This window comes from Brachybacterium massiliense (assembly GCF_900184245.1).
GTDB lineage: Bacteria > Actinomycetota > Actinomycetes > Actinomycetales > Dermabacteraceae > Brachybacterium > Brachybacterium massiliense.
On the sequence record NZ_FXXB01000005.1, the window covers coordinates 228,783 to 241,231 of the forward strand.

A 12,449-nucleotide genomic window follows, 5' to 3' on the forward strand; every position below is an offset into this window, starting at 1 on the left:
CCAAGCATGTCCGTCCCGTGAGGGTGGCGCCGCGCCGCCCGGCGGAACGGGTGGTAGGGGCCGGTGGCGGGACTCGACGCCGGAGACGAACTGCTGCACCCCGAGGAAGGGGAGGCGCTGCGTGCCGATGCCGTGCTGCACGGCCTCGGTGCGGAGCTGAACACGCACCGGGCACGGCGCGCCGGGCTCGAACTCGAGGGCGATGCTCGCCGGCCAGATCCCGCCCGGCCGAGCGAGCCCATGGGGCGCCGCCTGCCCAGGGCCGGCGGTCGTGCCAGACTGAACGGGTGAGCACGCCGATGAACAACTCCCTGCCCTGGCCCGCCGACGCCGAGGTGCTGCCGGTGGCCTCCGTACGACCGGTTCTGGACCGCCTGGCCTCCCTGGTGACCACCCATGCGCAGGACGCCGCCGCGATCCCGGGCCTCGCTGTGACCGAGGAGGAGGTCAGCGCCGATCCGCCGCCCGCCCTCGAGCAGATCGTCGACGAGCTCGGGGGGATCACGGTGCGCGGGCTGACCATGCTCACTCTCCAGATCGAGGACCGCACCGACGTGGGCCCCTACACCCTGCTCGGCCCCGCGACCACGTACTACCCCCTGTACGAGACCCCGGACTCCGCGGTGGTGCTCGCGCTCGACGAGGACGGCACCCCCGGCGCGGTCTACGGCATCGGCGAGGACCTCGCTCTCCAGCTCGCGGCCCCTGACCTGGGCGCCTACCTCGAGCGCTTCGCCGCGGCCCTCGAGGCGACGCTCGCCGGTCTCGCCGAGCGCGGCCCGGCGGAGGAGGACTCCGAGGACGCCCGCACCGACGCCGCCGAGCAGCTGATGGATCAGCACCTGTTCGCGGAGCTGCTGGGCATGCGCGAGATCGAGGAGGCCGACGAGACCGCCGGGGCCGACAAGACCACCGGTACCGACGGGACCGCCGGGACCGGCATCTCCGTCGTGCCGCTGCAGGCCCCCGCCGCCTCGGGCCTGCCGGGCCTGCCCGCCGGCGCCCTCGCCGTCGCGGATCTGCGCGAGGCGCCCGTCGGCGCGCGCGTGGACCTGATGGACGTGGATGTGCCCGGCGACCCGCTCGAGCTCCACGTGGCCTGGAGCGAGCGCGGCCGCGTGATCGCCCTGCTGGGAGGCTGAGCCGCGCCCTCGCTCGCGCCCGGCCGAGGCTCGTGCCCCGCCCGCAGGGGCGTTTCGGTGACCGGCAAGTGAACTCTCGGCGCCGCCGTGCGGGATGGGGAGAACTCCCCATGGTCGGCGCCGCACCGCGCTCCCTACGGTGAGTTTGTCGTGACCACGAGCGGGGAGAGCACGTGAACGGATTCCAGGGGGCCGATCCCGAGGCGCTCCGACACCAGGGCGCCGCCGTCGCATCCGGTGCCGAGCGGATCGAGGACCTCGCCCTGCGCCTGGGCGCCCTGATCGAGTCCGTGGCATGGACCGGACCGGATGCGGACTCCTTCCGCGCCGACTGGTCCGCCCGGGTGCGCCCCGGCCTCCTCGAGCGCGGCGAGCACCTGCGATCCGAGGCCCGCGCCCTGAACGCGCACGGCGAGGAGCAGGACCGCGCCTCGGCCCCCGGCACGGACGGCGCCTCAGCACCGGGCCGCCCGGCAGCCGATGCCGCGCCCTCGCCCGGCTCCGGCCCGTCGGCCGCTCCTCCCGCCTCGCCCGGCCACACCCTCGGCGGCGCGGGCTCCGAGACGGTGGGCCTGCGCCTGATGGCGGCGAGCACCCCGCTCGCGAGCGCCGCGGAGGTCTCCGAGGGCATCGGCGAGGGGGACCTCGCCTTCCCCGAGACCGGGATGGAGCTCAGCCCGCCCGAGACCGCGCACACCGTGCGCGTGGACGCGGACCACGAGCTCGCGCCCGACGGGGCGGAGGAGCCCTTCGGCCTCGACGCCGACGGCGCACCGCTCGAGCTCGCCCCGGACACGGCCTACGACGTGGGAGACCACGGCACGTACTACACCGACGGCGAGGGCCGCATCAGCTATGTCGAGGCCACCGGCGGCGGGGAGGAGATGAACCCGAACCTCCGCGAGGTGCTGCCCGAGACGACCTATCACGTCAACGAATCCACCTACTACCGCACCGACGAGCTGGGCCGCACCGAGCACATGTACGTCCCCGACGTCATCGTGGACCGCGAGATGGCCCGCAGCCAGTCGATCCAGTCGAAGATCGCCGAGCGCTGGGACATGGCCGGGGACGGCACCTCCGAACCGGTCGAGTTCAACGCCGGGCACGTGCTGGCCCGCCAGCTCGGCGGGATCCGCGAGGAGATCAACTACACCCGCCAGTGGGACGAGGTGAACCAGGCCCGCAGCGGCCAGGACACCATCTACAGCTACGAGTCGCTGATGGCCGACGGGATCACCGACGAGGGCCGCTCCTACTCCTACGAGACCCTCGTGACCTGGGGCGATGAACAGCCCTCAGGGGTGGGCCCCGAGCACGACAGCGCCCCCTGGGAGTACGTGCCCGAGGGCTACGACGTGCGGATCCACGAGGACGGCGAGCAGATCGTGGACGCGCACCTGCCGAACTACCCTGAAGGCGCCCGCTTCCCCGACTGAGCCGGCCCGAGCTGACCAGAGCTGGCCTGAGCCACCCGGTGCCGGCGCCGCTGATGATTCCTGCAGATCGACCCCCTGTGGAGGGACCCCGTGACCGAGAACCCGCCCCCGCCCCGCTCTCCGATGGAGCGCCAGGGCGCGCTGCTCCAGGAGCTCGCGGGCGTGCTGCTGGACGCGCTCGACCTGCCCGACGACTGGGCCTCGGTGGGCGCCGCCTTCCTCCCGCACGGCGAGGGATGGGCCGCGCGCCTCGTGATCACGGGCCGCGACGGCGCCACCTCGGGCGGGGACGCCCCCTTCGCAGAGGACTCGCAGATCACGACCCTGCTGAACGCCCTCCAGCAGGCCTCCGCCGAGCAGCGCGAGGCCTTCGCCTCCCTCCGGCTCACCGCATCGCGCAGCATCGAGGAGCCCGAGCGGATCCGGCTGGGCACGGACGTCAACTACGACCGCGACCCCGGCAGCTTCGACGGGCTCGGCGGGATCGACGCGCACTACGCGCGGCGTCTCGCGGACCGGGTGGGGGCGCAGCGCCTCCCGGGCTGGATGCAGGAGCTGCTCGAGAGCTCCTGAGAGGCGGCATCTTTGCAGGTGGCTGCATGGGCAGTCCTCCCCATGGTCGCAGCGGGAGAGGCTGGGTACGGTGATGTCGACAGCAGGGCAAATGGACGGGGGAGCGGCGGCGGATGAACGCATTCATGGGGGCTGACACCGAGGCGCTGCGCACCATGGGGACGGTGTGCGCGCGGCGCGCGGAGCTGCTCGCGGATCTCGTGACGCACCTGGCGGCCACGGTCGACGGCGTCGAATGGATCGGGGAGGACGCCGACCGCTTCCGCGCCGACTGGACCGGGATCGTGCGACCGGCGCTGCAGGAGCAGGAGATCGTGCTGCGCCAGCGGGCGCGCCACCTGCTGCAGCACGCCGATGAGCAGGACGAGGCCTCCGCGGTGGACGCCCCGATCTTCCGCACCCAGCCAGGCTTCCACAGCGGGCCCGGCCTGCTGCGCGGCGGGGTGGCGGACCTCGCCCAGGGGCCGCTGCAGGACATGATGGCGCGACGCGAGGAGCCCTTCGCCGAGCTGCTGCGGGCGCTGCTCGGCACCCCGGAGGGCCGGGCCCTGCTGCACGGCGCGCTGCTGGGCCGCCTGCTGGGCGGGCTGCTCGGCGATCTCCTGCTGCGTGCGCTGGTGCTGGACGTCGCGCTCGAGCAGCTGCTGGCGGGCCTCGGCACCGCCGGTGCGCTGAGCGATCTGATCGGCGAGAGCGGACTGCATGAGCCCCTCGAGGCACCCTCCGAGGCACCGGCCGGCGCGCCGGCCGAGGCGTCGGGGGGTCAGGCATCCGGCGTCGGCTCCGCCGCCGGCGAGGGCGGCACAGGCGGGGACGCCGGGGGAGGCTCCGGCGGCGGCAGCGGGGGCTCGAGCTCCGGCGGCGGTGCGGCGGAGGCCGGCGGCGCCGAGGCCGACACCGGCGCAGGGGAGCCCTCGGGCGAGGTGCGACCGCTGGGCCTGCAGGGCCTCGAGCACGGCCCCGGCCAGAGCGCCGGCTCCGGGCCCGGCGGCCGCTTCGTGGTCGATGCCGTGCAGGAGCCGCGCTCCCTGCTCGAGCGGCTGCTGGAGATGCTCGGCGACGCGATCGGCCCCGTCCCCGCCCCGGGCGGCGCCTCCGCGCTCAGCGACGACATCGGCGCCTCCGCCCTGGGTGAGGCCCGACGCTGACGGGTCTACCCTGGATCGAACGCCTCCCTCCCCGTGAGGCCACCCGATCAGGAGTCGTGACATGACCACGCACAGCCCGGACGTCCCCGCGCCGGTCCTCATCCTCGTCCCGGGCGCCGCCGGCGCCCCCGCGGACGGCGGGGCCCGCTTCCACGTCGCCGACGAGACCGCCCCGCAGCTCGCGGTCACGGATCTGGTCGCCACCCGCGGCGACGGCGTCTTCGAGACCATCGGCGCCTTCGACGGGGTGCCCGTCAACGTCATCCCCCACCTCGAGCGGCTCGCCCGCAGCGCCGCGATGGTCGACCTGCCCGCCCCTGATCTCGAGACCGTCGTCGGTGCCGTCGAGGCGGCGATCGCCGCCCATGAGCCCGTCTCCGAGCTGAGCGTGCGCGTGATGTACACCCGCGGCATCGAGGGCACCGGCACCCCCACCTGCTGGATCCACGCCCGCGTCTCCGACGACTGGGCGCCCTACCGCGCCGGGATGAAGGTCGCGCTGCTGGACCGCGGCCTGCCCACCACCAGCGCGCAGACCAGCCCCTGGCTGCTGCCCGGCGCGAAGACCCTCAGCTACGCGGTCAACATGGCCGCGGTGCGCGAGGCGAAGCGCCGCGGCGCGGCCGACGTGCTGTTCGTCGCGAGCGACGGCTACGTGCTCGAGGGGCCCACCTCGACGCTGCTGGTGCGCCGCGGCGACGAGTTCCTCACCACCCCGGTCAGCGCCGGGGTGCTCGCCGGGACCAGCGTGAGGTCGCTGTCGGACCACCTCGAGGCGGAGCGGGGCACCGGAGTGCGCGAACAGCTGATGACCATCGAGGACGTGACCGGCTCCGACGGCGCGTGGCTGCTGTCCTCGACCCGCCTGGCCGCCCCGATCACGCACCTGGACGAGGCCGAGCTGCCGGTGGACCGCGCGCTCACCGCCCGCTTCCAACAGGTGCTCACCGGCGCGATCTGACCCCTGCCGCCCCGCCCGTAGGCGCCGGAGAGAGGGACCGGCGGGCGTGCGGGGCGCTCAGACGTGCGCGAGGATCTCGCGGGCGAGGTCGACGTCGAACACGGCGGTGTCGATCACGCCGCTGCGCAGCACCCCGAGCACACCGGGGGCCTTCTCCGCCCCGGCGGCCACGCCCAGCACCTCCGGGATCCGCAGCAGCTCCGAGAAGGTCACCGAGAGCACCCGCTGATCCGTCGGCGCCCCGAGCGGCACCCCGTGCGCGTCGATGAACCGCCCGCACACGTCACCGGCCGGCTCCTGGGCGTCGAAGGCCGCGCGCTCGGCCTCGCTCAGCCGCATCAGATCCAGCACATGCGGGGAGGAGTGCACCCCGCGCGAGCCGATCCCCACGATCGCGAGCTCCACCTGCGCGGCCGCCGCGAGCACCTCCCCGATGCTGGACTCGGCGCGCAGCGTGGCCACCGCCGTCGCGGACTCGAGCACCGCCGGCGCGTACAGGGTGCGCGGGGTCGCCCCCAGGCGCGAGGCGAGCACCCGCAGCACCGATTCCCCAGAGTCGAACTGGTCCAGGGCGCTGTGCCCGCCCACCAGCGGCAGCACCTGCGGGGTGGGACGCAGCGAGAGGGTGTCGAGCTGGGCGACGACCTGCTGGACGGTGCGCCCCCACGAGACCCCGATGCTGCGCACCGACGCGGCGCGCTCGGCGATCACGGAGGCGCCCTCGCGCGCCACGGACTCCATCGAGGTGGCGCGCGGCGCGGAGACCACATGCGCCTCCCGCAGCGAGAACGCGGCCCGCAGCGCCGCCTCGAGCACCTCGTCACGGCGCGGCGGCCCCTCCGGATCATGGATCGTGATCTCCACGATCCCGCGGTCCCGGGCCTGGGTGAGGATCCTCGAGACGTTCGAGCGGGACAGCCCCAGCTCCTGCGCCACCTCTGTCTGCGACCTGCCCTGCTCGTAGTAGAGCCGCGCCGCGCGCACGACCACGGCGGTGTCACGAGGGGCGGGCATGGGGCTCTCCTGGGGTCGGCGGGCGGCGCCGGCGGGGCGGGACGCGCCGTCCGGACCAGCCCAGGGTGCGCTGCGCACCCGCGAGCGGACCTACCCCACCGGACTGCCCACCCCCGTGCCCACCGCGATCCCGCACGCGGACCCGCAGCACGTGCTCACCCCGGGCCTGGCGCTGGCGACCCTCGCCCGCCCCGTCCCCTTCGGGGAGATGGGCACCCGCGACAGCACCGTGGAGGTGCGCCTGATCGCGATGCCGCTGCTGACCGACGCCCGCGAGCACCTCGAGGCGTTGCAGCGCCTGATGGGCCTGCTCAGCGACGAGACCGCGGTGCAGGAGCTGCTCGACGCGAAGGACGACCAGCAGCTGCGCGAGCGGGCCGAGGTGCGCCTGGCCGCCGCGCTGCCGACCCGTCGACCGGCGGAGCCGCACGCATGAGGACCCCGCGACTGGGCGTGAAGGCCCTGATCATCCGCGACCGCCAGGTGCTGATGAACCGCTACCGCGACCCGGAGGGCGACGCGGTGTTCGCCCTGCCCGGCGGCGGTCAGGAGCACGGCGAGGACCAGGTGGCCGCGATGATCCGCGAGTGCAGCGAGGAGATCGGTGCCCGGGTCGAGGTGCACCAGGCGGCCTGCCTGTTCGAGATCATGCGCCCGCCCGTCACCGTCGGCGCCTCCTCGCTGCCCCCGTTCCACCAGGTCAACGTCGCCTACTGGTGCGGCCTGGCCGAGGGTGAGGAGCCGGGCGAGGGCACCGAGCCCGATGCCGGGCAGGACGGCACCGCGTGGCTGCCGCTGGACCGGCTGGCCGAGTACCGGGTGCGCCCGCCCGAGCTGGCCCGCTGGCTCGAGGCCGATCCCAGCGACCGGCCGTTCTCGCTCGGGGTCTGCACGTTCTGAGCTCGCCGCTAGGCTGGGAGCACATGACAAGGAAACGGCGCCCCGCTGTGCCCGGACACGCCCCAGAGCAAGGAGCATCATGACCACCTCTCCCCGCATCGACTTCCGCGACGGCCGCTCGATCCCGCAGCTGGGCTACGGCGTGTGGCAGGTCGAGAACGAGGTCGCCGCCGACGTGGTGGTCAAGGCCCTCGAGGCCGGCTACCGCCACGTGGACACCGCCCGCGGCTACAACAACGAGGCCGGCGTGGGCCAGGCGCTGAAGGCCGCGGGCCTCGCCCGCGACGAGGTGTTCGTGACCTCCAAGGTCCCCAACCAGGACCAGGGCCGCGACGCGACCCTCGCCTCCTTCGACGCGACCATGGAGGACCTCGGCCTCGACGAGCTCGACCTCTACCTGATCCACTGGCCCGCCCCCTCCAAGGGCCTCGCGGTGGACACCTGGAAGGCGCTCATCGAGCTGCAGGAGCAGGGCCGCCTCCGCTCGATCGGCGTCTCGAACTTCCGCATCGAGGACCTCATCGCGCTCGAGTCCGAGACCGGCGTGCTGCCCGTGCTGAACCAGATCGAGCTGCACCCCTACATCACCCAGCCCGAGCTGCGTGAGTTCCATGCCGCCAAGGGCATCGTCACCCAGTCCTGGTCGCCGCTCGGCCAGGGCGGCGGCGAGCTCGAAGACCCGGTGGTCACCCGGATCGCCGAGGCCCACGGCGCCTCTCCGGCCCAGGTTCTGATCGCCTGGAACCTGGCGCTCGGCAACGTGGTGATCCCCAAGTCCGTCACCCCCGAGCGGATCATCTCCAACTTCGCCTCCCTCGACCTCACCCTCACCGAGGACGAGATCGCGCAGATCTCCGCCCTCGACAAGGGCACGGCGGGCCGCCGCGGCCCGAACCCGGACGAGTTCGCCGGGCACCAGGGCGCCTGAGCCCTGGCCGGCCCCGCCCGGCCCGGTCCCGCCCGGCCTGGCTGCGCCCGGCCCCGTCCGGCCTGGCTGCGCCCGGTCCCGCCCGGCCTGGCTGCGATGGTTGGGTGCTGGCGTCACAGCGATCCGTACGGCGATATATCCGTACACATCGCGCAGGCGCCAGTACCTGACCATCGACTGCATCGGGGCGGCCACCCGGCGGCCACCCGCGCGTAGGGTCGATGCATGACCCTGCCCACCGCCGCCCCGCCCGCTGACGTGCGCCTCGCGCACTGCCTGCTCGATGCGCAGGGCACCGTCCTCTCCGCCCATGCGCCGGATCTGCCCTTCTACGCCGCGAGCACGATCAAGCTCCACGTGCTGCTGGCAGCGCTGCGCGCCGCCGACGAGGGCAGGCTCGATGTGATGGCCGAGGTGCCCGCCGCGTGCACCTTCCTGCGCGTGCTCGCCGTGATGACCGGCGGCCTCCCTCAGGACGAGGCGGATCCGCGGATCCAGGACCTGGTGCGCGAGCTGTGCGGGGACCTCGCCACCTGCGCCACGCTGCCGCGCGACCAACACGTCGGTGCCGGAGCGTGCGACAACCTCACCGGCCCGGAGGACTGACATGCCGGTGGTCAGGTGACGGCGTCACAGCGATGCGTACGGTCATATCGCCGTACTCATCGCCCCTGCGCCAGTACCCGACCATCAGCCGTGTGGGGGCGGGCAGCATCCCCGATTCAGCCGGTCAGGACCACGCGCCGCGCTTGCGGGCAGGCGCGCTCGCGATGCTTCCGCCGGGATCCGGTTCGGTGAGGTAGATGGTGCGGGCCATGCACGGATCCTAGACGCCCCCGCCCTGCTCACAGGGGGAGACGCACGTACGTGGTCTCGAGGAACTCGGCGACTCCCTCGTGGGAGCCTTCCCGGCCGAGCCCCGACTCCTTGACCCCGCCGAAGGGCGCCGACGGGTCCGAGGCGACCCCGAGGTTCACCGCGACCATCCCCGACTCCAGGCGGGAGGCGACGCGGGTGACCTCCCGCAGATCCTCCCCGGCCACGTACGCCATCAGCCCGAACTCGGTGTCGTTGGCGGCGGTGATCATCTCCTCGACGTCCTCGAGCACGGTGAGCGGGGCGAGCGGGCCGAAGATCTCCTCGCGATGCACCCGGGCTGAGAGCGGCACGTCGGCCAGCACGGTGGCCTGGTGGAAGAAGCCCTCGCCCTCGTCGCGGCCGCCGCCGGTGAGCACGCGGGCGCCGCGGTTGATCGCGTCGGCCGCGAGCTCCTGGACCTTCTCGACCGCCGCCTCGTCGATCAGCGGACCGAGGGTGGTGCCCTCCGCGGAGCCCGCACCGAGCACCAGCTGCTCGACCCGCTCCACGAAGCGGGCTGTGAACTCCTCGGCCACGTCGGCGTGGAGGTAGAAGCGGTTCGCGGCGGTGCAGGCCTCGCCGTTGTTGCGGAACTTCGCGAGTATCGCGGCGTCCACCGCGGTCTCGATATCCGCCGAGGGCAGCACCAGGAAGGGGGCGTTGCCGCCGAGCTCCATCGAGGTCTTCAGCACGTGCTCGGCGGACTGCGCGATGAGGGTGCGGCCCACCGACGTGGAGCCGGTGAACGAGACCTTCCGCAGCCGCGGATCGCCCATCAGTGCCGAGGACAGTCCCTTCGAGTCACTCGTGACCACGCAGTTCACCACGCCGTCCGGGACGCCCGCCTCGGCGAGGATGGCCATCAGCGCGAGCGAGGTCAGAGGGGTCTTCTGGGCGGGCTTGAGCACCACGGTGCAGCCGGCTGCGAGGGCCGGGGCGATCTTGCGGGTGCCCATCGACAGCGGGAAGTTCCACGGCGTGATCAGCAGCGAGGGGCCCACGGGCTTCGCCGCGGTGACGATCGCCTCGTCGGCCGCCGGAGCGTGGGAGAACCGGCCGGGCAGGCGCACCGCCTCCTCGCAGAACCAGCGCAGGAACTCGGCCCCGTAGGTGACCTCGCCGTAGGACTCCGCAAGCGGCTTGCCCATCTCGAGGGTCATCAGCGCCGCGAGGTCATCAGCGCGCTCATGGCACAGCTCGTAGGCGCGGCGCAGGATCTGCGAGCGCTCCCGCGGAGTGGTCGCCGCCCAGTCCTCCTGCGCGGCGTGCGCCGCATCGAGGGCCTGGAGGCCGACGGCCCGGGCGTCGGCATCGACCACCTGGGTGAGCGCGGCGCCGGTGGCCGGGTCGATCACCTCGAGCGAGGCGGTGCCGCCGAGGAAGCCGCCGCCCACGAAGGAGCTGCGCGGCGTGCGCTCGAGCAGGTCGGAGACGTGGGCGGGGGTCAGAGCGGTGCGGTCGGCCATCGGAACATCCTCCTGCGGGTGGGTGCGTGCCCAGTGGGTGCGCCTGCGGGGGCGCTCTGCCAGTCTGCACCCGCGCCGGGTACGAGGGGTGCTCGCGGGCCGACCGGTCGGGACCGGTTCAGCCGCGGGCGTCGGCGAGCGCGTCGACCGCGCGGATCAGGCCCAGGTGGCTGAAGGCCTGCGGGAAGTTCCCGGCCATGCGGCGGGCGCCGACGTCGTACTCCTCCGCCATCAGGTGCAGATCGTTCGTGCACTCCAGGAGGGTTCCCAGCAGCTTCTCGGCGTCCTCGACGCGGCCCGAGGCGGCGTACTGCTCCACCAGCCAGAAGCAGCACACCAGGAAGGGGTGCTCGTCCCCGCTCAGGACGTCCTGGCCCTGGGTGCGGTAGCGCAGGATCAGCCCGTCGGCCACGTGCAGGTCCTGCTCGATCCGCGCCACCGTGGCGAGCATCCGCGGATCATCGGCGGGCACGAAGCCGGTGTGGGGGATCTGCAGCAGCGAGGCGTCCACCTCGCGCGAGCCGTAGGTCTGGGTGAAGGCGCCGTCCTCGCCCACGCCGCGCTCGAGCACCTCGGCGCGCACCTGCTCGCGCAGCCGCTCCCAGGTCGCGAGCTCCTCGGCGCTCGCCGGCAGGTCGTGGGTGCGCACCGCGTCGATCGCGCGATCGAACACCGCCCACACCATCACCCGGCCGTGGGTGAAGAAGGCCGGCTCGCCCCGCATCTCCCAGATCCCCTGGTCGGGCTCGTCGAGCCGGTCGATCGTGAAGCGCACCAGCGCCTTCTGCAGCGGCCAGGACCACTGCGTCTCCTCGAGCCCGGCCTCACGCATCATCGACAGCGCGATCATCACCTCGCCCACCACGTCGGCCTGGAACTGGCCCGCGGCGCCGTTGCCGATCCGCACCGGCAGCGAGCCCTCGTAGCCGGGCAGGTGATCGAGCTCCTCCTCGGGCAGCTTCCGGTCCCCGGTGATCGAGTACATGATCTGCAGGCGCTCGGGATCGCCCGCGATCGCGCGCAGCAGCCACTGCCGCCAGCCTGCGGCGGCATCCACGTGGCCGTGGGTCAGCAGCGCCTCGAGCGACAGCGCCGCATCGCGCAGCCAGCAGAAGCGGTAGTCCCAGTTGCGCTCCCCGCCGAAGTCCTCGGGCAGGCTCGTGGTCGCCGCGGCGACGATCCCGCCGGTGCGGCGATGGGTCAGCGCCCGCAGCACCAGCAGCGAGCGGGAGACTTGCTCGGCATGCTCCGTCTCCACCCGCACCCGGCCCAGCCAGTCCCTCCACTGCGCGCAGGTCTGCTCGAGCTCGGCACGCGGATCCCGGGCCGGCGGCACCTCGAGCCAGGAGGGGAACCAGGTGAGGCTCCATGCGCTCTCCTCGCCGGCGCGCAGCCGGTGGCCGCCCTCGTGGCGGCGGTCCTCCCCGGCGGTGAGGGCCGGTCCGTGCAGGGCGACGGCGTCCCCTCCCGCGATCGCGATCAGCACCGGTTCCCCGGCCGCGTCCGTGCCTCGGCGCACCCACGGCACCACCAGGCCGTACTCGAAGCGGATCCTCAGCTCCTGGACCACCTCCACCTCCCCGCTGGTGCAGGTGACCAGGCGGAACAGGTCGGCATGGTCCTCAACGTCCCCGCGCAGGGAAGTGGCCGAGCCCGGTGTGCTGCCCGCCCCGCCCGTCGCCTCCCCACCGGGCGGGCCCGCGACGGGTGAGCCGTGCTCGGCGATGGGCATGAACTCGGTGACCGTGGCGGTGCCGGTGGGGGAGCGCCACAGCGTCTCGAGCACCATCGTGCCCGGCAGATAGCGGCGCGAGACCACCTCGCCGCCCGCGATGCGCAGCGACCAGTGGCCGTGCTCGTCCTCCCCGAGCAGGGAGGCGAACAGCGCGCCCGAGTCGAAGCGCGGCAGGCACAGCCAGTTCACATCCCCGTCCCGCGTCACCAGCGCCGCGGAGCGCTGATCGGACAGAAGTGCATGATCCTCGATGAACGGGGCAGCCATGCCTCCAGTCCATCACGG

General features: G+C 73.6%; 13 protein-coding genes. 10 read left to right on the forward strand and 3 right to left on the reverse strand.

From position 1 onward, the window contains the following. Positions 1–63: 63 nt before the first annotated feature. From BN4251_RS18430 to BN4251_RS04035, 6 genes are all read left to right on the forward strand, one after another. Complete coding sequence (locus BN4251_RS18430) at positions 64–291, forward strand: hypothetical protein (protein WP_087483844.1); 228 nt, start codon at positions 64–66, stop codon at positions 289–291. Beyond that, the gene (locus BN4251_RS04015) at positions 288–1,142 is read left to right on the forward strand and encodes a hypothetical protein (protein ID WP_245810186.1); all 855 of its coding nucleotides are present in this window, start codon (positions 288–290) and stop codon (positions 1,140–1,142) included. The genes BN4251_RS18430 and BN4251_RS04015 overlap by 4 nt, the downstream gene beginning before the upstream one ends. 173 nt (positions 1,143–1,315) lie before the next feature. Continuing rightward, positions 1,316–2,581, forward strand: a complete 1,266-nt coding sequence (locus BN4251_RS04020) for a DNA/RNA non-specific endonuclease (protein ID WP_087483846.1) — start codon at positions 1,316–1,318, stop codon at positions 2,579–2,581. Positions 2,582–2,671: 90 nt separating this feature from the next. Further along, a complete protein-coding gene (locus BN4251_RS04025; protein ID WP_245810187.1) occupies positions 2,672–3,154 on the forward strand; it encodes a hypothetical protein in 483 nt (160 codons plus the stop codon). 113 nt (positions 3,155–3,267) lie between these two features. Next, positions 3,268–4,302 (forward strand): WXG100 family type VII secretion target, encoded by a 1,035-nt coding sequence (locus BN4251_RS18190; RefSeq protein ID WP_087483848.1) that lies wholly within the window; start codon positions 3,268–3,270, stop codon positions 4,300–4,302. A 61-nt stretch (positions 4,303–4,363) separates the two neighbouring features. Further along, positions 4,364–5,263, forward strand: a complete 900-nt coding sequence (locus BN4251_RS04035; protein ID WP_087483849.1) for an aminodeoxychorismate lyase — start codon at positions 4,364–4,366, stop codon at positions 5,261–5,263. Between the two features lie 57 nt (positions 5,264–5,320). Here the strand turns inward: BN4251_RS04035 and BN4251_RS04040 are convergent, their stop codons facing one another. After that, positions 5,321–6,277, reverse strand: coding sequence for a sugar-binding transcriptional regulator (locus BN4251_RS04040; protein ID WP_087483850.1), 957 nt, complete (start codon positions 6,275–6,277; stop codon positions 5,321–5,323). Between BN4251_RS04040 and BN4251_RS04045 the strand changes: the two genes are divergently transcribed. The 4 genes from BN4251_RS04045 to BN4251_RS04060 all read left to right on the forward strand — a co-directional run bounded on the left by BN4251_RS04045 (position 6,276) and on the right by BN4251_RS04060 (position 8,711). Further along, positions 6,276–6,713, forward strand: coding sequence for a PTS sugar transporter subunit IIA (locus BN4251_RS04045; RefSeq protein WP_087483851.1), 438 nt, complete (start codon positions 6,276–6,278; stop codon positions 6,711–6,713). The two genes, BN4251_RS04040 and BN4251_RS04045, sit on opposite strands and share 2 nt — an antisense overlap. Then, positions 6,710–7,177: an NUDIX domain-containing protein gene (locus tag BN4251_RS04050; RefSeq protein ID WP_087483852.1), complete on the forward strand. Its 468-nt coding sequence runs from the start codon at positions 6,710–6,712 to the stop codon at positions 7,175–7,177. Before BN4251_RS04045 ends, BN4251_RS04050 begins: the two co-directional genes overlap by 4 nt. A 79-nt stretch (positions 7,178–7,256) precedes the next feature. Continuing rightward, positions 7,257–8,105, forward strand: a complete 849-nt coding sequence (locus BN4251_RS04055) for an aldo/keto reductase (protein WP_087483853.1) — start codon at positions 7,257–7,259, stop codon at positions 8,103–8,105. A 225-nt stretch (positions 8,106–8,330) separates the two neighbouring features. Continuing rightward, a complete protein-coding gene (locus BN4251_RS04060) occupies positions 8,331–8,711 on the forward strand; it encodes a serine hydrolase (protein WP_087483854.1) in 381 nt (126 codons plus the stop codon). A gap of 239 nt (positions 8,712–8,950) precedes the next feature. On the opposite strand, the gene BN4251_RS04065 is transcribed toward BN4251_RS04060, so the two are convergent. After that, the gene (locus tag BN4251_RS04065) at positions 8,951–10,429 is read right to left on the reverse strand and encodes an NAD-dependent succinate-semialdehyde dehydrogenase (protein WP_087483855.1); all 1,479 of its coding nucleotides are present in this window, start codon (positions 10,427–10,429) and stop codon (positions 8,951–8,953) included. 118 nt (positions 10,430–10,547) lie between these two features. Next, positions 10,548–12,431 (reverse strand): glycoside hydrolase family 15 protein, encoded by a 1,884-nt coding sequence (locus BN4251_RS04070; protein WP_087483856.1) that lies wholly within the window; start codon positions 12,429–12,431, stop codon positions 10,548–10,550. Between the last annotated feature and the right edge of the window lie 18 nt (positions 12,432–12,449).